Raw genomic sequence first — 22,960 nt, forward strand, 5'->3', positions numbered from 1 at the left:
TCACAGGTTCAAATCCTGTCCCCGCAACCAACATACAAAAGCCCGCCCGGTCAAAACCAGGTGGGCTTTTCGCTGTCCTACGTGGAAGCTCACCGCAATACGGGATTCCAGGGCGCAAGGACCTCACGATAGCCATCGGCTACTTTCTCGACATGGCCAACGGCTGGGAACGGATAGTGAAAACCCTGGAGAAGCAAACGCTCTGACGAGACCCGATCGTACACCTTGCGCCGTGTAGCCTCTGCAGCAGCAGGGTCCTGGTCGTACATCACGTGCCAGCTCGGCTTCCGTGCGAAGAGCACCGGAATGTTGGTGACGTCGGATTGTACGAACAGGTTGCTGCCGCTCGAATCGAGCAGGAGGGACGTATGTCCGGGGGTATGGCCCGGCGTGCCGATGGCGGTCAGGCCCGGCGCGACCTCCCGATCCCAGGCGTAGCGGGTGACCTTGCGGCCGAGCGCATCGAACACGCGACGAGTATTGCGGAAGACGTCCTGCAGACGTCCCGCCGGCGCCCGGCTCATGGCGCCATCATCCATCCAGTAGGTCCACTCGGCATCCGGGACGAAGATCTCGGCCTTGGGGAAGGCCGGTTGGCCGTCGGCGGTCAGAAGGCCGTTCACGTGATCGCCGTGGAAATGCGAGATGATGACCATGTCGATGGCTGCCCGGTCGAAGCCAGCGGCCTGCAGGTTGGTTTGGAACTGCCCGACGGCGCCCTTGCTCGCCTGGAACGCGGCCTCGCCGTTGCCGGTATCGACGACGATGCGCCGTCCTGCGGTCTCGATCACGATCGGAGTGAACGGTACGGTGAGAGTCGCGCCATCGCGAAAATCGGCGACCAGGGCGGAGGCGACATCCTCGCGCGATGCGTTCGCGACGAAGCGTTCCGGGAGCGGGAAGGAGTTGGCCCCGTCCGTGACCGCCGTGACGAGGGCATCGCCAACCCGATAGCGGTAATAGCCCGGCGCTTGCCGTAGAGCGGAAGCATCCTGCGCCAGGAGAGGCTGTGAGCTATCGCTGGCAAACGCCGTTGCGGCTGCCATTCCGGCTAGGGCGGTCCGTCGTGACACATCCATCGTGCTGCTCCTACAGGCCTCGCTGACGAAGATGCAGGTAGCGCGGTCTGTCGGTAATCCCAGCGGTTACCTCGCACAACATCACGTGGATGCCGTCGCTCGGCGAAGGGCATTCTCTGCACCGAGGAAAGCCTCGATCTCCGGCGTCATGGGCGGGGATGCGGCTTCCACGTCGACGGCCTGCATAAGCGTCTGGACGGGTACGAAACTCCGTCCTCTCCGGTCGTAGAGCCCTGCCTGAACGAGCGCGATCGCCGCGATCCTGTCCGTATGCCCGAGCAGCACACGGTGCTCGATGACGAAGCGGGTCTCATCCCAGGACAAAAGCCTCGTTTCGAGGCGAAAGGCCTGGAACGGCTTCACTTCACGGCGAAAGCGGATCTGGGCGGCAGTCACCACCGGTGTCCAGCGCTCCTTGATCACCGGCCGCCAAAGGCCGGAACGGATCATGAGGTCCGTTCGGCCAAGATCCATCAGGGTCCAGTAGCGGCCGTTGTTCATGTGCAGCGACGTGTCGACGTCGTGCGGCCAGACCCGGAAGGTCAGGGTCGATGTTGCGAACGGAAGCTCCAGCCGTGGACGACGCCACGCCGTCGCGACCAGCCACAGGAGGCGCAGCCAGAGGTTCATAGGATCACATCCGCCGAGGATAACCGTACGCCCGAGGAGGCTATCGCCTCATGCGTGAGCGCGGCCCGACTTGGCAACCGTCCGGCGAGATCCTCAGGAGGCGGCACCCACCGTGTCGGCCATGCGGGCCGAGCGGGTTCCAAGGGGTTGCGGGTGCCCGACCGTGGTGTCAGCCTCGGTCTGGTGCTCCATCTCGGCGTTGATCTCTGCGCCTAGCAGCACGATCGTGGTCGAGAGCCAGATCCAGGTCATGAAGCCAACGACAGCCCCGAGCGATCCGTAGGTCTCGTTGTACTTGCCGAAATTCGAGACGTACCAGGAGAATCCGAGGGAGGCGACGAGCCAGAAGACGGCGGCGACGGCGCTGCCCCAGGTCACCCAGCGCCAGCGCGGTGCGTCGCGGCTCGGGCCGTAGCGGTAGAGCAGTGCGAGGCCTCCGAGGACCGCCAGGAGCAGGACAGGCCAGCGCAGGAGTGCGATGTACCAAGCCTTTTCGCTCAAGCCGACGAAGGTGAAGACCGCCGGCAGCACCACGATGGCGGCGAGCGCCAGGACGATGAACAGCAGTGCCCCGGCCGTGAATGCGAGGGAGCGCAGGTTCAACCAAATGAAGCTGCGTTTCTCCTTCTCCTCGTAGACGACATTGAGGGCGTCGAAGACCGCCTTCATCCCGCCATTGGCACTCCAGATCGAGAGCAGCAATCCGGTGAAGAAGGTCAGGCCCAGGGTGGTGTCGCCCTTCTCGTTGATGCGCTTGACCTGCTCGCCGATGATGTCGAGGGCCCCCGAGGGAATGACGCCTTGGAGGCTCGCGATCTGCTGGTTGATGGTCGAGGCGTCGGCGACGAGGCCGTAGCAGGAGACGAGGGCCGCGATGGCGGGAAAAATCGCGAGCAGTACGTAGAAGGTGACGCCGGCAGCGACCGAGACGAGGCGATTCTCCGACATGTCCTTGAACACGCGAAGGCCGATATCCTTCCAGCCCTTGGCAGGGATCTCGGAGGGGGTTTGCGCCTTGCGGCCCCTCTCGAGTTCCGCATCCGCGACCCGCTTGGCATCCGCTCCGGAATGCGAGGGCGAAGGCTCGCGAGCCGGCCCATTGGGCGGGGTTTCCCGAGGCGGAGCGGAGCGACGCGGCAGGGCAACGATGCCGAGGAGGGCCGTCGCCAGGGCGATCGTCCACACCGTCGATGGGCCGGCCCCGGTCGGGGCTGTCTGAGTCTTATCCGAATTCGCCATCACGCCGTCCACAATTCACCCGACCACCTGCCCGGTCGAGATCCTGAATTCAAACGAGAGGCAACGAGAATTGTTTCATATTGCAAGATCTTCGACCGGTGGGCTCAAGGGGTTAGGGACGCTGAAAGCTCCCGAACCCGGCGCAGATCCGCCACGAAGGCGGCGAAAGCTTCGTCCTTCGCCTCGTCTGGCAGGCGCAGCAGATAGGAGGGGTGGACGGTGATGAAGCCCGCATAGGGCTTGCCGAACTCGGCCGGCCCCCGGGCACGGGTGATCGGCATGGCCTTGCCGGTCAGCGCCAGCACGGCTGTGGCGCCGAGGGCGACGACGAGCTTCGGGGCAACGAAATCGAGCTCGCGCTCCAGCCACCAGCGGTAATGGCTCACCTCGCCGGCCGTCGGCTTCTGGTGAATCCGGCGCTTGCCGCGCGCCTCGAATTTAAAATGCTTGACCGCATTGGTGAGGTAGCTCGCGCCACGGTCGAGACCGGCCTCTTCCATGGCGCGAGCGAGGAGCTGCCCGGCCGGCCCGACGAAGGGGCGGCCCTGCCGGTCCTCCTGGTCGCCGGGCTGCTCGCCGACGAAGGCAAGGGACGCGTGTGCCGGGCCTTCGCCGAGCACGGCCTGCGTCGCGCCCGGCACCAGCGGTTCCGAGCGGCGGATGATGGCATTGAGGTCGTCGAGGCTTTTCGGCTCCTGTCCGGACATGGCGGCGACGGCGCGGGCCGGGTTGCGCTTGACGGGCATCTGCGGCTCCCTCTCAATCATCGCATTCGTGCGGGCGGCGGCAGCTCGCACGAGACCCGGAATGGCAGCGGTCTCGGGCAGGTTGTGCCAGTACTTCTTCGGCATCTCGGAACGCATGGCGCGCAGGTTTGTGCGCGCCGGATTGAAGGTGCTCTCGTAGTAATCGCGCCAGCCGGCCTCGAAACCGTCGCTCGGCGGCACGTCCTCCCGTCGGCCTGGCGGGCCGTAGGTGAGGGCGGTCCCATCCCAATGAGCTGAGCCTTCCGGCGTCAGGATCGACCAGTTGAGCGAGCGGAACCGGTCGACGAAGAAGGGAGCGGCCGCCTCGAGGATGTGGTGGTCGGGCTCGAACCAGGCGACGAAACTGTCCTCACTCTCGCGTCGCCGGAAACGCAGGAACGCGTGCATCTTGTGCAGGTCGCGGGCGATCGCCTTGCGCATGCGTTCGAGACGATGGACGAGGGGATCGCTCGAGATCTCCAGAAGTCTCCTCTCGCCGTGCAGGATGCGCCAGATCAAAGCGTAGAGCAGGGCGTAGCGCTCGGGATCGCTGTGCGGCACCACCATCCTGACGAGATCGCCGACGCCGCGGGGGAGGGCGAGGGGCGGGGCTTCGCTGCCACTCCCCTCGTTTCCGAACAGGCCGAGCACACCGCTCTCCTGCCAGGATACGCAATCCGGCGGCACGACCTCCGCGACGAGACGGCGGACGGCAGTGCGGAAACCGTCGAGATCGGCGCCGGAGCGAAGGGCGACTGAGCGCAGCGCCAACCCCTTCCCCGGGAAGGGGCGAGGGAAGGCTGCGGCGTCGCCGCGCATCCTCAAAACAAGCTCATCTGACGCGCCGGCTCGGCCAATCGGCCGCGCAGGTCGAGGCGATCGGTGAGTCCGGCCGGGCTGTAATCAGCGGCGGTGAGAAATGGCCGGGCGCGCTTCAGGCTCGATGTCAGCCTCGCGACATCCTCGAGACGAAGCCGTGTGTGTCGTCGCGCCTTGATGATCTTGTCGACAGCCCGGGCACCGAGCCCCGGAACCCTGAGCAGCATCTCCCGCGAACCGGTGTTGACGTCGACAGGAAAGCGCCCGCGGTTCTTCAATGCCCAGGCGAGTTTGGGGTCGATGTCGAGGGGCAGCATGCCATCCTCGGCAGCTTCGGCGACGTCGTCGGGCGTGAACGCGTAGTACCGGAGCAGCCAATCGCCCTGGTAGAGCCGATGCTCTCGCTGCAGGGGCGGCGACTTCAGGGGCAGAATCGACGATCCTTCGGGAATCGGGCTGAAGGCCGAGTAGTAGACCCGCTTCAGGCCGTAGGCACCGTAAAGGTGCGCGCTCTTGCGGATCAGCGACTCGTCTGTGGTCGCGTCGGCGCCGACGATGACCTGCGTCGATTGCCCCGCCGGCGAGAACCGGCGCTTTTCGGCCTTGGCCTCGATAATGCGCTCGCCGATCTGTTCCATCGCCCCCTGGATCGCGGCGCCGTCCTTCTCGGGGGCCAGCCGCTCAAGGCTGGCTTCTGTCGGAAGTTCGAGGTTGATCGAAAGCCGGTCGGCATAGAGCCCCGCCTCCTCGATCAGCCATGGGCTCGCCTCCGGGATCGACTTGAGGTGGATGTAGCCGCGAAAGCCGTGCTTGCGTCTGAGGTCCTTCGCGACCCGCGTCAGCAACTCCATGGTGTGGTCGGGCGACTTGATAATTCCCGAGGATAGGAAAAGACCCTCGATGTAGTTGCGCTTGTAGAACTCCACCGTGAGGGTGACGACCTCGTCGACGCTGAACTTCGCTCTTTCCACGTTCGATGAGCGGCGATTGATGCAATAGGCGCAATCGAACAGGCAATAATTCGTCAGCAGGATCTTGAGGAGGGAAATGCAGCGCCCGTCAGGGGTATAGGCGTGGCAGATGCCGGCTCCGGTGGTCGAGCCGAGCTCGCCCTTCCCGGCCTTGCGCTTCGGGGCGCCCGACGAAGAACAGGATGCGTCGTATTTCGCCGCGTCGGCGAGGATGCGAAGCTTCTTGGCGAGGGTCTCATCCATCGAGCGACAATGAGCTTTGTTCGCTTTTTGTTCAAGACCAGAGCGCGCCTGCGACACTGCCGCTCCGGTAAGGCCTCATCTATTCATCGTCCGCCGCCGGCTCGGCATCGACGATGCGGCTCGCCAGCGAGTACGGGAAGCCGGCCCTCGCCATGGCGGCGAGGTCGCGGTCGCGCTGCTGCGACCTCAGATGGGGTTGGCGCCAGGGGCCGAGGCGCCGCCGGCGAGCATAGGCACGGGCCGCATCCTCCTCGATCGCCGCGCCGTCGCCTTCCTCGGCGGCGTCGCGCTCGCGCTCGAGGGCGGCGGCCACGATCTCCCGTGCAATCCCCTTGGCCGACAGCTTCGCCGATACGGCGCGCGAGGACGCGCCACGCCGGCGCAAGCTTGCGATGCGAGCCTCGGTGAAGCGGGAATCGTCGACGAGCCCTGCCGACACGGCTCGCGTCACTGTCGCCTCCACGAGGTCGGCGAAGGCGGCGGGGTCCTCGCCGCGCAGACGGCAGCGTTTTTGCACCCGTCGCGCCAGCGTACGGCGCAGCATGGAGACTGAGGCACTGTAGCGTTCGAGGTAATGGAGCGCCGCGCGCTCCAGATACGCCGATGTGACGGGCTTGGGGACATCCGGCGGCGCAACGTTTTGCCGGATTTCGAGTTCATCAGATGCCATCGGTTCACCGCGATGCGGACGGGCGGTTCATCGCGTCCACGCAACCTCATAAGGAAGGGCCGAGCACTGGGCACGCCGTCAATCCTCCTGAGGCGGGAATGGCTCCTCGTCCTCCTCGCTTTCGGACTCGCGGTGGTCGCGGCGGCGGTCATCTATCTCTCGCGCCCGACGACGCTGGTCGCGGCGGTGGGGCCCCGCGACGGGGCCGAGGCGAACCTTCTCGACGTCTATTCACAGGCCTTGGCGCGGGGCCGTGAGGACATCAGGCTCAAGGTCCAACATTTCGACGACGTTCGCGACAGCGCGAAGGCGCTTCAATCGGGCAAGGCGGACATTGCCGTCGTCCGTCCGGACGTGCTCCTGCCGGATAACGGCCTGACCCTCGCGATCCTGCACGACGAAGCACTCCTGATCGTCGCGCCCGAAACCCACGGGATCGAAAGCTTCCCCGACCTGTCGAAGCGGCGGCTCGGCATCGTCGAACGCCATGGGGCCGATATTCCGTTCCTCACCAGCCTGTTCGGCTTCTACGACCTGACGGCCGGTGCCGAGCCCGAAGCGGGGATGAGCCTCGAATCCGGCCGCGTCATCCTCGTTTCGCTCAAGCCGTCGGAGGTGACGAAGGCGGTCAGTGAGAACCGGGTCGACGCCGTCGCCGTCATCGCCGCGCCGGCCTCGAAATCCGCCATCTCGACCGTGCGTGCCGTCGAGGCGGCCTCGGTCGAGAAAAAGGTGAGCTTCGTCGCCGTGCCGGATGGCGATGCCATCGTCCAGCGAATGCCGGAACTGCAATCCACGACAATTCCCGCCGGCACATTCGGCGGCCGCCCGAAGCGACCAGAGGAGGACGTGAAGACCGTCGGGGCGTCATACCGCCTGATGGCTCGCGGCAGCCTCAGTCGCGTCTCGGTGGCCTCGGTGACGCAGCATCTGTTCGAGTGGCGATCGAGGCTGGCGACCACCGCGCCCCTCGCCAACCAGATGAAGGCGCCGGACTTCGAGAGCACCGTGGCGGCCACCAGCGCCCGGCTACCGAACCACCCCGGTGCCGTCGATTATTTCGAGCGCGAGCAGCAGACGCTGTTCGAGCGCTACGAGGATTACATCTACCTTTTCGCCTTCTTCGGCGGCACGATCGGGTCGGGGATCGCCTGGCTCGGACAGCGCCTCGCCCGCAAGCGGCGCGAGCGCGTCGACATCGTCCTCGACCGTCTCCTCGACATACTCAAGGAAGTGCGTGCTGCGACCGCTAGATCGGACCTCGACGGGCTGGTCGCCGAGACCGACGACCTTGTCGCCGACGTGGTCCGCCAGGCGCGCGAGCGAAGCATCGACAACCGCACCGTGAGCGCCCTCATTCTCGCGATCGACGCCGTCCATGCGGCGATCGCCGACGCCCGCCGGATCCTCGGCGGCGAGGATGGCAACGAGGCAGGGCGAATCCGGAAGACGCCTCTCCTCACCCTGCATCGGACCGCGGCCGAGTAGGCTGCCGTCTTGACCGAACATGTAAGACAGCCCTCGTCTTACTTTCTGCGAAGCGAGTGGCTCCTTTTCTCCAAGTATGATCTCTGACAATTTTTGGTCTTTCTTCATCGAATTTTGGAGATCGGCTGGTATTGTCCTGCGGCGACGTGGACGAGGTCCATTCCCAGTCGCTGGCTGCGGACCAGTCGACCCTGGAACTGAAGACTGCGGCCAAGTCCATGAGCAGCGTCGTGCAACTCATCCACGGCGTCGGTGTGCAGAACAATCTCCTGGCCCTCGACGCCACGATCGAGGCGGCGCGGGCGGGCGACGACGCCCCACGCGGCTTCGCCGTCTCGTGGCAGGAGAGGTCAAGAACCTGTCCAATCAGGTGACAACGGCCACGGGTCGCATCGCCGATGTGATCGAGGCGAGGCAGAACGTGTCCGGCAACGTCGTGGCGGCGCTGGGGGCGATCGCCGACTCCATCGCACCGATCCGTGGGGTCGTAACGGGCGTCGCCTCGGCGGTCGAGGAGCAGAGTGCCGTGACGCAGGAGATCTCGGCGAGCATGCAGCTGGCCACCCAGAGCGTCGCGGACGTCAATCGCAATCGGGAGGCCTTGGCATCATAGCGGCGTTCAGTATCGGACGATCCCACGCAGGCCGAATACGGCGGCGTTCCGGATCCGGGCGCCATTCGGATCGTGCGGGTTGGCTATGCCGCCGCCTGGGCGGAAGACGTACTGAAAGTCCGGCTGAAGCGTGATGCCGGGTCCGAGCACCGCCTGATAGGTGGCTTCGAGAACGGCCTCGCTGCTGCGCCGCTGGCCGGGAATGCCCGTGGCAAGGATCGAGTCGAGATCGAAGCCGCGGGCGCTGCGCGAGATCCGCGACAGGGCGAAGGCGATGCCGACGGTGTCGTCCGATCGACCTTTAAAGAGCCCCTTATAGGCGATGCCGGCGTCAAGATAGAAATCCAGGAGATTGCGGTCGGTCGGCGAGCCGGACAGGCGCAGGAAGACGCTGGCGCCGTCGTTCGGGTCGTCGGGCTCGCGGTAGATGGTCTGGTCGATGATGCCGTAGAGGCCGCTATCGCCTCGGAAGCGGCGTGCGATCCCCGTCGTCGAGGAATCGGCGAGCCGCCCGCCCGTATCGTCGAAGCGCAGGCTGTCGAAGCGGCCGAAATGATGCCATCCGCCCAGCGTCACCGTGCCCGGATCGCCGAGGTCACCCTGCGCAATGTTGTAAGCGTAAGCCGCTTCCGCGATCACCAAGGCCGGATCGTTGGTGCGAAAGTTCGTGCCGGTGCGGTTGCGCCGCTGCGGGTCGGGATCGTTGTCGATACGGGGAGGACCGGCCGGGTCGCCGTCGAAGACGCCGACCTGCAGCGAGAAGTTCTGGTTCGGCACGTATTTCGCGCGCACGGCCGGGACCGCGAGCGGATAGATCGGGCCTCCGCTTGGGATCACCACGGCCATGATGTTGGGCCAGCCGAAGGTGGAGTTGATGAACAGAGTACCGGTCTGGCTCACGGCGAATTCGGTGTCGGAGGCGATCTGGCCGACCTTGATGCTCAGCTGGCCGTCGAAGAATTTCTGATCGAGCCAGAATTCGTAGAGCCGGGACGAGGGCAGTGCCTCGATAGCGCTCACCGTGATGAAGTTGTTGACGTAGTAGCGCGAGAGGCCGGTGCCGTGGATCTGGTACAGGTTGGAGTGCAAAGTCGCCCCCTGCCAGCCCATGAGCTTGTCGAGGTCGGCGTCGAACTGAAAATCGAGGCGGCCCTCGTAGATCGCGCCGCGCCGCGATCCCCCGGTGGCGTTGCCGAAACTCTCGCCGATATAGGTCAGGCTGTACTCGATGCCCTTCGACTTCAGGAACGAGCGCAAACCGTAGGGATCGCCGTAGGGGCCGAGGCGTCCCTCTATCGAGGTGTTGAGGTTGGCCGATGGCTTGGCGGACGCCTCGGGCTGAGCGACCGCGGTCTGAGGGTCGTCGCCGGCGCCGAGCGGCGATCCGATACGGATGCCTTCTGCGGCGATGCGGGCCGCACGCGCGGCAGCATCGTCCGGTGCCTGAGCGGGGGCTGCAGTGGACAGGGCCGCCAGGATCGCGGCGGCTGAAAGCGACAGACCGCAGGAACCACTCAGTCCTTGCATTACACGGCAGGCTCCGACCCTCGCCGCAGGTGCTATCGTCGTCCCATGACGCTAAGGTTACGCATCACGATCTGACAGATTGGTCCGCAGCACCACACGCCGGCCGAGCAGATGTCCGCGGGGCCGAGCGAGGCTGGGACGCTAATCTGGACTCACGTTTGAAGCGAGACGTTTCATCCAGCCTGCTCCGCTTCTGGTCCGCGTGTGACGTCGAGGCCAGTCCCTGCTCCCGCCGGGGGACCTACCGCCACCGGTTTCCCACTGCGCGCCGCCTCGTAGATCGCCTCCATCAGGACGTGATCCTGCAGGCCTTCCTCCCCCGGGGTGCGAGGCCGGCGATCGCTCAGGATGCACTCGGCCATGTGGTCGATCTCCAGGGCGAACTGGTTCTTATGCCCGAGGACGCGCTCGTCGCGGGCCTCGACTTTGCCGTCGGCATGGGACACGACGAGGCGCTGGTCGCGATAGGCGAAGGCGTTGTACAGGTCGATGTCGCCGCGCTCGGTATGGACCTGGAGACGCCGGGATTCGTGCACACCATAGCTGCTTCCGCATTGCGCCAGGACGCCCGACGGAAAGCGCAACGTGAAGGCCACGCTCTCCTCCACCTCGGAGAATTTGGGATCGCCGGGCGTCGAATGGATCTCAGCGCTGATCGAAGCGGGTTCCTCGCCGAGGAGCGCCCGGATGGTGTTGAGGCAGTAGATCCCGATATCGGGGAGCGCGCCGCCGCCGGCGAGGGGCTTCTTGAGGCGCCATTGCTCGGGAAGCCCCGTGGTCTGCCCATTGAAGGCCTGGATCAGCCGGGGTTTCCCGAACTCGCCGGATCGGACAAGCCGCGTCACCTCACGGTTGTGCGGCTCGTACTGGATGCGATAGGCGATCATCAGCTTGACCTTCGCGGCGTTGCACGCCGCGATCATCTCGCGGGCCTCCGCGGAGGAATTCGCCATCGGCTTCTCGCAGAGGACGTGCTTGCCGGCGGCGGCCGCCGCCAGGACGTGGTCGCGATGCCGGCCGTTGGGCGTCACCACGTAGACGGCACGAACCGCCTCGTTGCGCGCGATGCGGTCCCATTCGTCGTAGCCGTAGATCGTATCCGGCGCGATCCCGTACTGGGCTGCAACGAGCCGCGCCTTCTCCGGCGAACCCGAGACGAGAGCCACCACTCTCGCCTTCTTCGTCTGCGCGAAGGCGGGCATCAGTTCATCGAGGCTGAGTCGCCCGAGGCCCACGATGGCGAAGCCGACCCGTTCGGCCGGCGGCATCGGTGCGGGCGAGGGCGGCGGGGTCGGGTCGGCGGCACCGCGCCAGTTGGGAAACACCACACGCCCGCCCTGGACCGCGCCGGTATCGGCCGGCACCGACGGGCCCGCCGCCTGCGCCATCGTGCCGAGCCCCAGGGCTGCACCGGTCATGGTTGCCGATCCCGCCCATAAGAGTCCGCGCCGAGACACGCTGAGATCGTCCGCCATGCTTCCAGCCGCTTGTTTCGCAAAGGAGTGGCGCCAACTCGATCGCGAGACGGGTGTTCCGGTATCGGGACATGGGATTCCCGGACCGACCTCAGTCCAACGATTCGAGAATCGAGATCCGGGCCTTCAAAGTCTGGTTCTCCGTTCGGACGAGCCGTAGTTCGCGCGCCGCTTCGATCGAGACCACGTTTGTGGCTCGATCCGGACCTTCAAAGGCGACCCCTACCTCATCGCCGCGGCGCCAAACAAGCCGTGTGTCCCGCGTCTCGCCGCGGTGGGGGATCGTGAGGGCGAAGCGATCGGGAAGCGGTACGGAGGCGCTGAGAGCGAGCCTTCCACCCTTGCGTTTGAAATGGCGCAGGATGCACGGCGTCGTAGACGCGTTGCGATCGACCTTCAGGGTCGCGCCGAGATAGCTGCGTTACCTGGGCGCGTCGCGTCGCTCAACCAGATGGTGTGGCATCGGACCTGTCTTACCCGTCCTTCTCGGCTGCGTAGCAGGAGTAACGCAACCGAAGCGGATCGCGACGGGGCTGAATTACGTAAACTTTGGTTAAGCCTAATTGCGATCCGGTGGAAGCGGAGGTGCATCCCCCGGAGTCTCGACCTCGCCCTTCCGCTGTAGTTGCAGCGCGACGAACCAGCACAAAGCGGCCCAGGCCGCGCCGACGCACCAGCCGGCGACGACGTCGCTCGGCCAATGCACCCCAAGATAGACCCGGCTGACACCGACGAGCAGGGTCATCGTCACGCCAAGCACCAGGATCAGCACCTTGATGGAGCGCTGCGGCTCGACGCGGGCGAGGAGGCCCGCGAGGGTGAGGTAGGCAATGGCCGACATCATCGCGTGGCCGCTCGGGAAGCTCGCCGTGAAGACCTCCATGCCGTGGGGAACGAGGTCCGGGCGAGGGCGCTCGTAGAACATCTTGAGGATGGTCGAGACGATGACGCCGCCGCCGATCGCTCCCAGCACGAACGCCGCGATGCGCCGGCGCCGCGTCATCGCCAGATACACGATCACCGAGACGGTGACGAAGACGACGGTGAAGACGCTGCCCAGCCCGGTGATGTCGCGCATCATCTCTTCGAGCCATCTCGGCCCGATCGGATCGGATAGATCCTGGGGATCGCGCAGTGACAGCAACACCTTGCGATCGAGGGACGCCGTCGAGCCTTCGCCGACCTCGTGGGCAAGGGCGAAGAACCCGTAGCCGAGCAGGCTCACCATCATCAGAGAGACGATCGGCCCAATCTCGTTGAGGCGGAAACGAACCCAGAGCGCTGTGGCACGGCCCAGCACGGCGACGTCCTGCAGGTCCGTCCGGACCACCTTCGGAACTCGGCTCATGGGGCGCACCGGCGTATCATCGGGAATGGTTCTCCTGAGAAGGCGAAGTCGGCCCGGTGTGCCCAGGGCCCACTGAGATAACGCCAGAGTGTGAGGCCAGGTGCGATAAAGGAGAAGGGCACGAAGGTGGCGACCAACTCACCGTGCAGCGCGCGCGCGACCTCGGGTGCGACCTTGTTCTGGATCGTCACGTGGGGGCGCCAGCCCTGACGGTCCTGCGCCGTGAGCATCGGTGCGAATGCCTGCGCTAGCCGGGCGCGCAGAGCCGAAAGTGCGTCCGAAGCCAGCACGTAGGCGACGCCTCGGCCGGTGAAGCGCAGGCCCGTCACCGCGACCTCGACCGGAGCCTGGGCGCGGGTTTCGCGCGCGATGGCCTCCCTCACCTCGTCCTCCTCGTTTCCGGCCAAGTGGTGGAAGAGGGTGACGTGGGCCGGAATCCGGTTGAGGGCAGCGGGAAAATACGTCCGCCGCATTCCGTCGAAACGCTCGGCCGCCTCGGCCTCGAAGGTCAAGGTCAGGATCAGGGGATCGTTCTGCGGCGGGTTCATGGTAACCGGACAAATGTGGCGGGCTCGGCGTCACCGCCAGGGTTACCCTGTTCAGGCGCTCGCGCGGTGGGTAAGGAGCGGGCATGAAACGCCGCTCCCGGGAGATCGTTCACGTCGGCAGAGCAGGGTGGCTCTTCCTCGTCGGCGGGACCAACGATGTCATCCGGCAATACCGGTGGACGTTCGGCTCATGGTGGCGACTGCGCAGATGGGCGGAACTAATCGAGGCGCGCGCCGCCCGCGCCCGCAGCCTCGGCATCCGCTACGTCCACGTCGTCGTGCCAGAAAAGCTTTCGGTCTACGACGACCGCACCGACGGGCTGCATTACGACCCGACGAAGTCGCCGGCGAGACGACTCGCCCGCCGGCTCTCCGGCAGCCCGGCTTTCCTCGATCTCCTGGGTCCGATGCGGGCTGCCCGCGAGGACGGGCCGCCGCTCTTCTTCAGGACTGACAGCCACTGGAGCTTCGATGGCTGTTTCCTCGCCTATCGCCTTCTGATGCGCGCTTGCGGCGCCGTCGTCCCGCCGGACCTTCCAGAAAGGCGGCGGTTCGAGCACGAGCGGGTGCGCGACCTCGGAGAGAAGCTGCCGGACCGTCCCCCGGAACGCGCCAGCCTCTGCGATATCCCGCGAGACGCCGTCCGGACCTATGCCAATAGACTCGTGGAATCGCATGAGGCGGCGGGCCGGGAGTCCCAGCTCCATACCGGCGCGCATGTCGTCTTTCGCAATGACGCCCCCGGCGTCGATCCGCGCACGCTCATGCTGTTCGGGGATTCGTACTCGCACTTCGCGCAGATCATGCTCACGGGCCTTCTCGCCGAGAGCTTCCGAAGCGTGCATTTCGTGTGGTCGTCAAGCCTCGACTGGACCCATATCGAGGCAGTACGTCCCGACCTGTTGGTCACGGAGATCGCCGAGCGGTTCATGGTCCGCGTTCCCGGGGACGCCTACGACGTGACGGGCCAACGCGACGCCGACGTTTCAGCTGATCCCGAGGCCGTCCCGCCGATCTAGGCTCGCTTCCGGCCTGGCATCCACGTCCATCGGAAACGCGAAAAGACCCGGCTTCGCAGCCGGGCCAAGTCGTCTGATCTCGAAATCTCTAACTCGCTGGTCCGCCGCGGCCGTTGCCGCGGCGGCGATCCGTCGAGCTTAGAAGTCGCGCTGGACGCGCATACGCACCTGGTAGGTGTCGTCGGCGGTGACGGTCCGCACGGCGGCGCCAGCGTTGATCTGAGCCGCGGAGAGCGGAGCAGCGCGGGTCTGGTCGATGACCCGACCGCTCTGCACGCCGACCTTGGTGTAGAGGCCCTCGACGCCGATATCGAGATCCTTCACGGGCGACCAGATCAGGCTCGCGCCGGCGACGATCTGGTAGTTGTCGCGAAGGGTCGGAGCGAGCGCGAACGAACGCGTGCCGACGATGCCGGTGAAGTTGTTGGCGGTTGCCACACCCGCGCCCGAATAGGCGAGGGCGTTGCGCTCACGTGCGCCGCGAGCGAACTCGATCTCCGAGTAGCTGGCGAACACCGCCGAGCGCCACTCGGGCGACCAGTAGTGCAGGAACGAACCGACGACGCTGAAGCTCTTCGACGTTTCGATGCGGCCGGTGAGCGGGTTGAGGGTCGCATCCGACATGTAGGGGTCGAAGGCGGCGCCGTTGATGGTGCTGACGCGCGAGGAGTAGGTGCCGTTATACGAGGTGATGCCGGTGTAGAGCGAAGCGCCTTCGCCATAGGCTCCCTGAAGGTAGAGGGTGTCGCCGGGAGCGATGAAGGGCAGGTTGATCTTCACGCCACCCTGGACAGCCCAGCCGTATTCGGTGGCCGGACGAGCAGACGGACCAACTCCCAGAATCGGGAAGCCAGGTGTGGCGGCACCAGCGACGGTGTTCGTGGCGAACCCGCCTGCACCGACGGACGTGCCGGCGATGAAGTTCTGCGTGTTAAGCTCCTTGACGGCGGCCGAGAGCTGAGCGGAGCCCCAAGCGGCGTCGTAGCGGAGCACACCGACGAAGTCGGGAAGGCGGCTGGTCTGACGAACGTCGACTGTCTGGAACTGCGGAACGCCGAGGATCGAACCGACGAAGACGCGCTGGGGTGCTGCGTTGTTAAGACCCTGGGCCGGGCCAGCAAATTCCTGCGAGAAGATCGTGTTGCGGCGGAAGAAGGGGTCTTCGAGCGAGAGGGTCGCCGAGAAGCCGCTGGAGCCGAGCTTGGTGGTGTAGGCGAGCAGGTTGGTGGACTGGAGGTCCGAACCAGCGGTCGAGGCCTGAATCTCGAAGTCGTGGGCGTAGAAGTCGAAGAACGAGGAGGCGCGACCGGCGGTGAACCCGGCGAACTGGATGAACGCCTTGTCGGTGTTCACGAACTGCTGGACGCGGCCGGCCTGATCCTGGCCAGTGGCGCCGAAGGCGTTGCCGATGCGCTCCTGGGTGCCCGAGCGAATGCCCTGGGTAGCACCGGTGCGGGAGGCGAATTCGAGGCGGGCGAAGGCGCGCAGGGTGCCGTAGCCGGTCTGGGTGCGGGCATCGAGGTTGATGCGGGCGAGGCCACGGTAGCCGACGAGGTCGCCGTTACCACCGCCAGTGCGGCTCTTGCTTTCGCCATAACCCACTTCGAAGCGGGCGCGGCCCGAGACGCGAAGGCATGTATCGGTGCCGGGGATGTAGAAGAAGCCGGCGCCGTAGGCCGAGCAGACACGCACGTACTCGATCGGCGCGGCCTTCTTGACCGGCAGATCGGCAGACTGCGCTCCAGCTACCGCGAAAACGCCCGCGACAGACCCGAGGAGCGAGCTCTTTAAGAGCCTCATTGTTATCTCCAGAGTTTCGAGACCAAAGGATTTGCAGATCTCGGCACCAACCCCCAGGTCGAGACCGCTCCGCTCGTCTTAACTTTCGGCCCATGTCCCCGCATTGGAGGATATGGGTCGTCACCGGGTTTGCCCCCGTGCCGCCTCACCTTGGACGAGCCCCCCCGGTTCCGGCAACACGGATTCGCGGCGCTGCGGGAACTTCTCGATGTATGTTGCCAAGCTGCAACGAACTTGAGGCGGCTAACGGCCGGGTCCGCAAGCGTTTTTCGCCACCGGCCTGTATCTGGAATTCAGATCCGAGCGGGTGGCTTGGGGGCTCGGTACAACTGGTATCGTGTATTTTGTCGTTCTCACGCGGAAGAAACGGCGCAAATCCCAATCCCTGGCTGTGTGAGAAAAATTGAACTGAGAGGCCCATCTCTCAAAATCGATCGTGATGGTGATTCAGTCCTCAGTGATTGAGCCGGAAATCGATCGTAACCGGGCGAGCATACAGGCTGAGCGCGGTGGCGGTTCGGCTCCGTTCTTGCCGGTATCTATCTCGCAAGGCCGCATCCGTGCCGAAACGGAGCGAATGCCTCGCGAATGTCGGACGAGGCGGCACCAATGAATGTGACTGGGCATAGCGATGGGACGCGTGTGATCGATTGCGAGATCGTCGTCGTCGGCGCGGGGCTGGCCGGGACGGCTGCGGCGACGGTCCTGGCTCGGGCTGGGCGCTCGGTCACCCTGATCGATTCGCACTCCGTCTTCCCGCCGGAGTTCCGGGCCGAGAAGTTCGGCGACCCACATATCGCCTTGTTCAATCGTCTCGGCCTCGGCGACATTGCCACCGGTGCGACTACGCCGATCGACAGCATCGACATTTACCGTTTCGGCGATCTCGTCGCACGCCATCGCGGACGCGAATACGGCTACGCCTATTCGGACGTGATCAACGAATTGCGGGCGGCGCTGCCCGTCTCCGTCGACATGGTCGTCGGCCGTGTAGCCGAGATCGACTCGGGGCCGGGCCTGCAATCGGTCGTTCTCGCCGACGGTCGCCGCATCGTCTCGCGGCTCATCGTGGTGGCGACCGGACTGGGCGACACCATCCGGCGCAAGGTCGGCATCGAGAGGATCGAGACGCGCAAAGCCCATTCCCTCTCGCTCGGGTTCGATCTCGATCGGCCCGCCGCCTCCTACGCTTTCGAATCGCTTGCCTATTACGGCTCCGGCTACGACCGGGTCGCCTACCTGACGCTGTTTCCGATCCGCGAGACCATGCGGGCGAATTTGTTCGTCTACCGCGAGGCGAACGATCCCTGGACGAGAAGTGTCCGGCAGGACCCCGCTCAGGCCCTCGCGACCCTGATGCCTGGCCTTAACCGGATCTGCGATGGCTTCGGGTTCGCCGGGCGCGTCCAGGTCCGTCCGATCGACCTCACGCGCTCGCAGGGACATCGGCGTGATGGCGTCGTCCTCGTCGGCGACGCCTATTGCACGACCTGCCCGGCCCCCGGCGTCGGCGTGAAACGTGTGCTGACCGACGTCGAGCGCCTCTGCAACATTCACATCCCGGCTTGGCTTGCGACGCCGGGCATGCCGGCCGCCAAGATCGATGCATTCTACGACGACCCGGTGAAGACGAGCACCGACGCCGCCGCGATTCGGCAGAGCGAGTTCTCTCGTTCCATGGCGATCGATCCCGGCCCCGTCTGGGCAGCGCGGCGCGTGCGGAACGCCATGGTCCGGAAAGGTGCCGCCCTGATCCGCCGGGCCGGCGTCGCGATCGCAGGAAGCATCGATGCGGCGCCGATGACCGGCAAACCCGCACGGCCCTGAACGCAACCATGCCGCGGTTCAGGCGTCTCCGTCCCAGCCGCAGGATGGAGAGACGACATGGAACCGATGAAACCGATGGAGCCCTTGAAGCCCATGGAACCCATGAAGCCGATGAAAGCTGCCGACGCCTGGTGGCCGCAGGAACTCGGCCAGCCATCGAGCAGCGGCGGCCAGAACGACCTCCGCTATGCCTTCTTCCCTGAGAAGCATCGGCTGGTGATCGAGGAGGGCGGCAAGCGCAGGACCTATGACAGCGGCGATCACCAGATCAACGGCGTCTCCCAGTCGAATGACGGCGGCCCGCGGTTCCGCAGCCAGAACGGCGAGGTCGCCCTGGATCAGTTGAAGACCGTCGACTAAAGCCACCGGCGAGGCCCGCGACGGGCGCAGGGCCTCTCTCAACGGACGGGATTCCCCACGCCCATGTGCGGCATCGCCGGCCTCGTCGATCCCCGCCTGCCACCCGACCGCCTTCGTCGCGAAGCCGGCACCATGGCCGAGGCCCTCCTCGTCAGAGGCCCGGATGCCGGCGGCGTATGGAGCGAGGGCTGCGTCGCCCTGGGGCATCGCCGCCTCGCGATCGTCGACGTCAGCCCCGCTGGCGCCCAGCCGATGCTGTCGCGGGATGGCCGCTGGGCTCTGAGCTACAACGGCGAACTCTACGACGCCGCCGATGCACGGCCCGGCCTCGCCGCGGACGGCCACACGTTCGCCGGGACCTCGGACACCGAGATCCTCGTCGAGTTGATAGCGCGGCGCGGCGTCGAGGCGGCGCTCGCCAAAGTCGAGGGAATCTTCGCCTTCGCGGCTTATGACCGCCGCGACCGCCGTCTCTGGCTCGCCCGCGACCGGATGGGCGTCAAACCCTTGTTCTTCGCCTGCGACGAAACCTGTCTCTCGTTCGGCTCAACGCTGGCAGCCCTGACAGCCCGACACGGTTTCGATGCGCCGATCGATCCGGCTGCCGTGTCGAGCCTCCTGTGCCACGGCTACGTCCCGGCTCCGGGCTCGATCTATGCCGGCATCGGAAAGCTCCAACCCGGTACGATGCTGTCGTGGCGGCCGGGCGAGGCTCCGCAGGTTGGCTCCTATTGGCGTCTCGAGGACACGATCTCCGCCGGCCTGGCCGACCCGTTCAGAGGCTCCACGGCCGAGGCGATCGAGCGGCTCGACCTGCTCCTCGCGTCCGCCGTGCGCCGGCAGATGATGAGCGACGTGCCGCTCGGCGCCTTCCTGTCCGGTGGCATCGATTCCTCAACGGTGGTCGCCCTGATGACGAGGGCGGGCAGCGGGACGCCCCGGACCTTCGCCGCAGGATTCGTCGACGACCCGCGCTTCGACGAGAGCGGCCCTGCCGAGCGCGTCGCTCGGCATCTCGGCACCGACCACACCACCATCCCGGTGCGCGAGGCCGACGCCCTCGCCCTCGTCTCCCACCTGCCGGCGATCTACGACGAGCCGCTCGCCGATCCGTCGGGATTGCCCACGCATCTCCTCTGCGCCGCGACACGCCGGGCGGGCATCACGGTCGCCCTGTCCGGCGATGGCGGGGACGAGTTGTTCGGCGGCTACGACCGCTACGCCTTGGCCTTGCGTTTCGCCGCGCGAGTCGAGCCGATTCCCGCGCCCCTGCGCCGCCTTGCCGCTCGGGCGATCCTCGGGCTGCCGGACCGGCCGACCGCATTGCTCGCGCGGACCCTGCCGGAACCCTGGGGCGGCCCGGAGGCCGCGGACCGCCTGCGGAAGGCCGCGGCCCAACTCTCCGGCAACGGCTTCGATCTCTACCGCCGCCTCCTGACCCTCAATCCAGCATCGCAGGCGCTCGCCCGCGGCGTGCCCGGCCTCGCGAGCGCGCTCGACGATGCCGACGGTGGACCGCTCCTCGACCAGATGCGCCGGCTCGACAGCCTGACCTATCTGCCGGACGACGTGCTCGCCAAGGTCGACAGGGCGAGCATGGCGGTCGGGCTCGAGGCCCGCGTGCCGCTCCTCGACCGCGGCGTCGTCGCCTTCGCCTGGAGCTTGCCCGGCGATGTCCTGATGCGGGACGGCAAGAGCAAGTGGCTCCTGCGCCAAGTCCTCGCCCGGTACGTTCCGCCGGCCCTCTTCGAGCGGCGCAAACAGGGTTTCGCTCCGCCGTTGGCGGCATGGCTGCGCGGTCCGCTGAGGGACTATGCTGGCGATCTGCTTCTGGCGCGGGATGCCGGTGGCGGCTTTCTCGACCGGGCGATGGTGCAGACCATGCTCGGTGAGCATCTGTCGGGCCGGCGCAACCACGCGGTCGGACTCTGGCCGATCCTCACCTTCGAAGCCTGGCGGCTGGCGCAAGGCAACGCCCGGCGCCACAGTACGGTCGACGAGCGACAGGGAGCATCGGCTTGAGCGACATTGTCACCATCACCGCGTCCGATGGCACCGCCGCGACTCTGGCTCTTCGAGGTGCCGAGCCCGTGTCATGGGTCGTCGGCGGCCGCGAATACCTCTGGAGCGGGGATCCCGCACACTGGAACCGCCACGCTCCCTGGCTCTTCCCAGTGGTCGGCGCTTCCTCCGGCGGGTGCATCCGGGTCGGCGGCGAGAACTACCCGATGGCTCAGCACGGCTTCGCCCGCGACAGGCCATTCGCCATCGTGGCCCAAGATCGCAATGCGGCGACCCTGCGTCTCGTGGACGATGCCACGAGCCGAGTTCACTATCCCTTCGCTTTCGGCCTTGATGTTACCGCCAGGGTCGAGCCGGGGCGCCTTTTCCTCTCGGTCGCGGTGACCAATCCCGGCGATGTGCCATTGCCTTACGCGCTCGGCTTCCACCCGGCATTTCCCTGGCCGTTCGCCGGTGGGAAGCGATCGGCAGGCGGCGGCTACCATGTCGTCTTCGAGCATCCCGAGCGGCCCGCCGCCCCTCAGGTCGGCGAGGGCGGCCTGCTCCTGCGCACCGAGCAGCCGCTTCCTCTCGAAGGCGACACGCTGCCCCTCGATCCCGACATCTTCACCGAGGCCCTGGTCTTCCTGAATGCGAAGAGCCGCTGGATGCGGTTCGTCGGACCGGATGGTTCGGCGATCCGGATCGAGGCGACGGATTTCCCCCATCTGGCGGTCTGGACCAAGCCGACGGCGCCGTTCCTCTCTCTCGAATGCTGGACGGGTCATGCCGATTGGGCGGGTTTCGACGGCACTCTCGCAGAGCGGGACTCGCAACGCCTGCTCGCCGCCGGAGACGAGGTCCGGCACGGCGTCACACTGAGCCTAGAGGGGGGGCAGGCATGACGACCTTCTCGGCCGATGCCTGGTCCCGGAACGCCAATCTCTACGACGCCATCCGCACCATGCCTTTCAATGTCGAGCTCGCAGCCGGGACCTTGAGCCGCGAGCGGTTCCGGCACTACATCGTGCAGGACGCGCATTACCTCATGGGGTTCGGGCGGGCGCTATCGCTCGCGGCGGCAAAGGCACCGAACCCGGACCGTATCGTTCAGTTCGCCCGCGCTGCCGAGACCGCCATCGTGGTCGAGCGCGCACTCCATGGCGGCTTCTTCCGCGAGTTCGGAATCACCCCCGAGACCTTCGCGGCGACGCGGCTTTCTCCGGCGTGCGACCACTACGTCGCTTCGCTGATCGCGACGGCCTACGCCGAACCCTACGAGGTCGTCCTCGCGGCTCTGCTGCCATGTTTCTGGATCTATGCCGAGATTGGGACGGACATTCACCGCCACGCCGCGTTGGAGAACCCTTACCGGACGTGGATCGACACCTATGCCGGCGAAGACTTCGCGGCGGCGGTGGCAGACATGATCGCTGCGACGGACGAGGCTGCGGAGGATGCCTCGTCGTCGCTGCTCGCGCGGATGCACGAGGCCTTCGCCCGAGCCACGCAGCTCGAATGGATGTTCTGGGACGGCGCCTATCGCGGTGCGACCTGGCCGGTTTGACCGGGCTGCAGACGGATTGAGACGCGAGACCTCAGTTCATCTTGCGTATGATGTGGCGCTCCATGAGCAGGCCGAGCGTGAGTGTTCCGAAGGCCCAGAGCAGCACGTAGAGATAGTCGATTTGAAATCCCATCTGCGGCTCATAGGCAAGCCTTACCCATTCGATGATCTGAACGACGGGATTGTACCTCAGATACTGATATATCTCGTCAGGAAGCATGTTCGGGAGGAACATGACGCCGCTTGAGAGGTAGAGAATGATCGAGAACAGCGCATAGCCCATGAGCCATCCGGGAAAGAAGGCAATGATCCCCACGTTGATCGTGCCAATCCCGATGCCGAGCAGGATCGCCGCGATGTATCCGGTCATGGCGACGAAGGGGTTTAGCGGCATCGGATCCACGCCGATCGCGTAGAGGATGGCGAAGACGATCATCAGACCGAGGAAACCTGTGACGATCTCGACGATGATGCGGGCGAACAAAACGTCGATCAGCTTGACCTGTGGGTAGTAGGTCAAGGGCCGGTTCATGACGACTGCCTTCATCACCTCGCGGGAGACGTACTGGAACATCAGCGCCGGAACCGCGCCGGTCGCGATGAACAGCGTCGTGCTCATGCTCATCGGCGAGGGAATCTTCCGAAGCACATAGATCGCTACGAGCATGAAGATATGCACGACCGGCCACAGTACGACGATGGCATAGCCGATGTGGGAGCCGCCGAACCGGGTGCGCATGTCGCGCAGCATCAGCGCTCTCAGCACATGAAGGTAAACCTCCGACTGACTGCGCCTCGCCGACGTATCCGTTTGCATGGGGACCATGGTCGCCTACCTCGATGACGGCGTATGGCGTCTGCGGTGAAGCAGGATCGCGACCGAAATGTGATGGCTCTGCCGGGCCTCGCCGCGGAGGTGCGTCCGGCATTGAATTACCCCGGCACCGTGGGCATATCGCGCCCGACCTTGGCAAATTTCAGGAGACCCTC

At 65.9% G+C, this 22,960-nt stretch carries 21 protein-coding genes; 9 read left to right on the forward strand and 12 right to left on the reverse strand.

Annotation, left to right across the window (positions count from 1 at the left end):
• Positions 1 to 89: 89 nt before the first annotated feature.
• The 6 genes from K2Y56_RS24380 to K2Y56_RS24405 form a co-directional block, all read right to left on the reverse strand.
• Positions 90 to 1,079, reverse strand: coding sequence for an MBL fold metallo-hydrolase (locus tag K2Y56_RS24380; RefSeq protein ID WP_292514106.1), 990 nt, complete (start codon positions 1,077 to 1,079; stop codon positions 90 to 92).
• An 81-nt stretch (positions 1,080 to 1,160) separates the two neighbouring features.
• Complete coding sequence (locus K2Y56_RS24385) at positions 1,161 to 1,709, reverse strand: thioesterase family protein (RefSeq protein ID WP_292514110.1); 549 nt, start codon at positions 1,707 to 1,709, stop codon at positions 1,161 to 1,163.
• A 93-nt stretch (positions 1,710 to 1,802) separates the two neighbouring features.
• On the reverse strand, positions 1,803 to 2,948 hold the full coding sequence (locus K2Y56_RS24390; RefSeq protein WP_292514113.1) for a YihY/virulence factor BrkB family protein: 1,146 nt from the start codon (positions 2,946 to 2,948) through the stop codon (positions 1,803 to 1,805).
• A 104-nt stretch (positions 2,949 to 3,052) separates the two neighbouring features.
• Positions 3,053 to 4,513 carry a UdgX family uracil-DNA binding protein gene (locus tag K2Y56_RS24395; protein WP_292514116.1) on the reverse strand — a complete coding sequence of 487 codons (1,461 nt, stop codon included), beginning with the start codon at positions 4,511 to 4,513 and terminating at the stop codon, positions 3,053 to 3,055.
• Between the two features lie 2 nt (positions 4,514 to 4,515).
• Complete coding sequence (locus K2Y56_RS24400) at positions 4,516 to 5,727, reverse strand: putative DNA modification/repair radical SAM protein (protein WP_292514119.1); 1,212 nt, start codon at positions 5,725 to 5,727, stop codon at positions 4,516 to 4,518.
• A gap of 79 nt (positions 5,728 to 5,806) precedes the next feature.
• Positions 5,807 to 6,397: a RecX family transcriptional regulator gene (locus K2Y56_RS24405; RefSeq protein ID WP_292514122.1), complete on the reverse strand. Its 591-nt coding sequence runs from the start codon at positions 6,395 to 6,397 to the stop codon at positions 5,807 to 5,809.
• Positions 6,398 to 6,484: 87 nt separating this feature from the next.
• Here K2Y56_RS24405 and K2Y56_RS24410 point away from each other — a divergent pair, with 87 nt between their 5' ends.
• From K2Y56_RS24410 to K2Y56_RS24420, 3 genes are all read left to right on the forward strand, one after another.
• Complete coding sequence (locus tag K2Y56_RS24410) at positions 6,485 to 7,885, forward strand: TAXI family TRAP transporter solute-binding subunit (RefSeq protein WP_292514178.1); 1,401 nt, start codon at positions 6,485 to 6,487, stop codon at positions 7,883 to 7,885.
• A gap of 131 nt (positions 7,886 to 8,016) precedes the next feature.
• Positions 8,017 to 8,259: a methyl-accepting chemotaxis protein gene (locus K2Y56_RS24415; RefSeq protein WP_292514125.1), complete on the forward strand. Its 243-nt coding sequence runs from the start codon at positions 8,017 to 8,019 to the stop codon at positions 8,257 to 8,259.
• The gene (locus tag K2Y56_RS24420) at positions 8,256 to 8,498 is read left to right on the forward strand and encodes a hypothetical protein (RefSeq protein ID WP_292514127.1); all 243 of its coding nucleotides are present in this window, start codon (positions 8,256 to 8,258) and stop codon (positions 8,496 to 8,498) included. Before K2Y56_RS24415 ends, K2Y56_RS24420 begins: the two co-directional genes overlap by 4 nt.
• A gap of 6 nt (positions 8,499 to 8,504) precedes the next feature.
• On the opposite strand, the gene K2Y56_RS24425 is transcribed toward K2Y56_RS24420, so the two are convergent.
• The 4 genes from K2Y56_RS24425 to K2Y56_RS24440 all read right to left on the reverse strand — a co-directional run bounded on the left by K2Y56_RS24425 (position 8,505) and on the right by K2Y56_RS24440 (position 13,396).
• Positions 8,505 to 10,025 carry a carbohydrate porin gene (locus K2Y56_RS24425; protein ID WP_292514130.1) on the reverse strand — a complete coding sequence of 507 codons (1,521 nt, stop codon included), beginning with the start codon at positions 10,023 to 10,025 and terminating at the stop codon, positions 8,505 to 8,507.
• Positions 10,026 to 10,198: 173 nt separating this feature from the next.
• Positions 10,199 to 11,500, reverse strand: coding sequence for a Gfo/Idh/MocA family oxidoreductase (locus K2Y56_RS24430; protein ID WP_292514133.1), 1,302 nt, complete (start codon positions 11,498 to 11,500; stop codon positions 10,199 to 10,201).
• A 559-nt stretch (positions 11,501 to 12,059) separates the two neighbouring features.
• The gene (locus K2Y56_RS24435; RefSeq protein WP_292514136.1) at positions 12,060 to 12,848 is read right to left on the reverse strand and encodes a phosphatase PAP2 family protein; all 789 of its coding nucleotides are present in this window, start codon (positions 12,846 to 12,848) and stop codon (positions 12,060 to 12,062) included.
• Complete coding sequence (locus K2Y56_RS24440) at positions 12,845 to 13,396, reverse strand: 2'-5' RNA ligase family protein (protein WP_292514139.1); 552 nt, start codon at positions 13,394 to 13,396, stop codon at positions 12,845 to 12,847. The genes K2Y56_RS24435 and K2Y56_RS24440 overlap by 4 nt, the downstream gene beginning before the upstream one ends.
• An 83-nt stretch (positions 13,397 to 13,479) precedes the next feature.
• On the opposite strand from K2Y56_RS24440, the gene K2Y56_RS24445 reads away from it, so the two are divergent.
• The gene (locus K2Y56_RS24445; protein ID WP_292514141.1) at positions 13,480 to 14,415 is read left to right on the forward strand and encodes a hypothetical protein; all 936 of its coding nucleotides are present in this window, start codon (positions 13,480 to 13,482) and stop codon (positions 14,413 to 14,415) included.
• A gap of 138 nt (positions 14,416 to 14,553) precedes the next feature.
• Here the strand turns inward: K2Y56_RS24445 and K2Y56_RS24450 are convergent, their stop codons facing one another.
• Positions 14,554 to 16,215, reverse strand: coding sequence for a porin (locus K2Y56_RS24450; RefSeq protein WP_292514144.1), 1,662 nt, complete (start codon positions 16,213 to 16,215; stop codon positions 14,554 to 14,556).
• Between the two features lie 609 nt (positions 16,216 to 16,824).
• Here K2Y56_RS24450 and K2Y56_RS24455 point away from each other — a divergent pair.
• The 5 genes from K2Y56_RS24455 (at position 16,825) to tenA (ending at position 21,970) form a co-directional block, all read left to right on the forward strand.
• Positions 16,825 to 18,042, forward strand: a complete 1,218-nt coding sequence (locus K2Y56_RS24455) for an FAD-dependent monooxygenase (RefSeq protein ID WP_292514147.1) — start codon at positions 16,825 to 16,827, stop codon at positions 18,040 to 18,042.
• 57 nt (positions 18,043 to 18,099) lie between these two features.
• Positions 18,100 to 18,402 (forward strand): hypothetical protein, encoded by a 303-nt coding sequence (locus tag K2Y56_RS24460; protein WP_292514150.1) that lies wholly within the window; start codon positions 18,100 to 18,102, stop codon positions 18,400 to 18,402.
• Positions 18,403 to 18,465: 63 nt separating this feature from the next.
• Positions 18,466 to 20,424, forward strand: a complete 1,959-nt coding sequence (gene asnB / locus K2Y56_RS24465; RefSeq protein ID WP_292514152.1) for an asparagine synthase (glutamine-hydrolyzing) — start codon at positions 18,466 to 18,468, stop codon at positions 20,422 to 20,424.
• Positions 20,421 to 21,308: an aldose 1-epimerase family protein gene (locus K2Y56_RS24470; protein ID WP_292514156.1), complete on the forward strand. Its 888-nt coding sequence runs from the start codon at positions 20,421 to 20,423 to the stop codon at positions 21,306 to 21,308. Before asnB ends, K2Y56_RS24470 begins: the two co-directional genes overlap by 4 nt.
• Positions 21,305 to 21,970 (forward strand): thiaminase II, encoded by a 666-nt coding sequence (gene tenA, locus K2Y56_RS24475; RefSeq protein WP_292514159.1) that lies wholly within the window; start codon positions 21,305 to 21,307, stop codon positions 21,968 to 21,970. Before K2Y56_RS24470 ends, tenA begins: the two co-directional genes overlap by 4 nt.
• Before the next feature lie 31 nt (positions 21,971 to 22,001).
• On the opposite strand, the gene K2Y56_RS24480 is transcribed toward tenA, so the two are convergent.
• Positions 22,002 to 22,721: an ABC transporter permease gene (locus K2Y56_RS24480; RefSeq protein ID WP_292514162.1), complete on the reverse strand. Its 720-nt coding sequence runs from the start codon at positions 22,719 to 22,721 to the stop codon at positions 22,002 to 22,004.
• Positions 22,722 to 22,960: the final 239 nt, after the last annotated feature.

This window comes from Methylobacterium sp. (assembly GCF_019745455.1).
Lineage (GTDB): Bacteria > Pseudomonadota > Alphaproteobacteria > Rhizobiales > Beijerinckiaceae > Methylobacterium.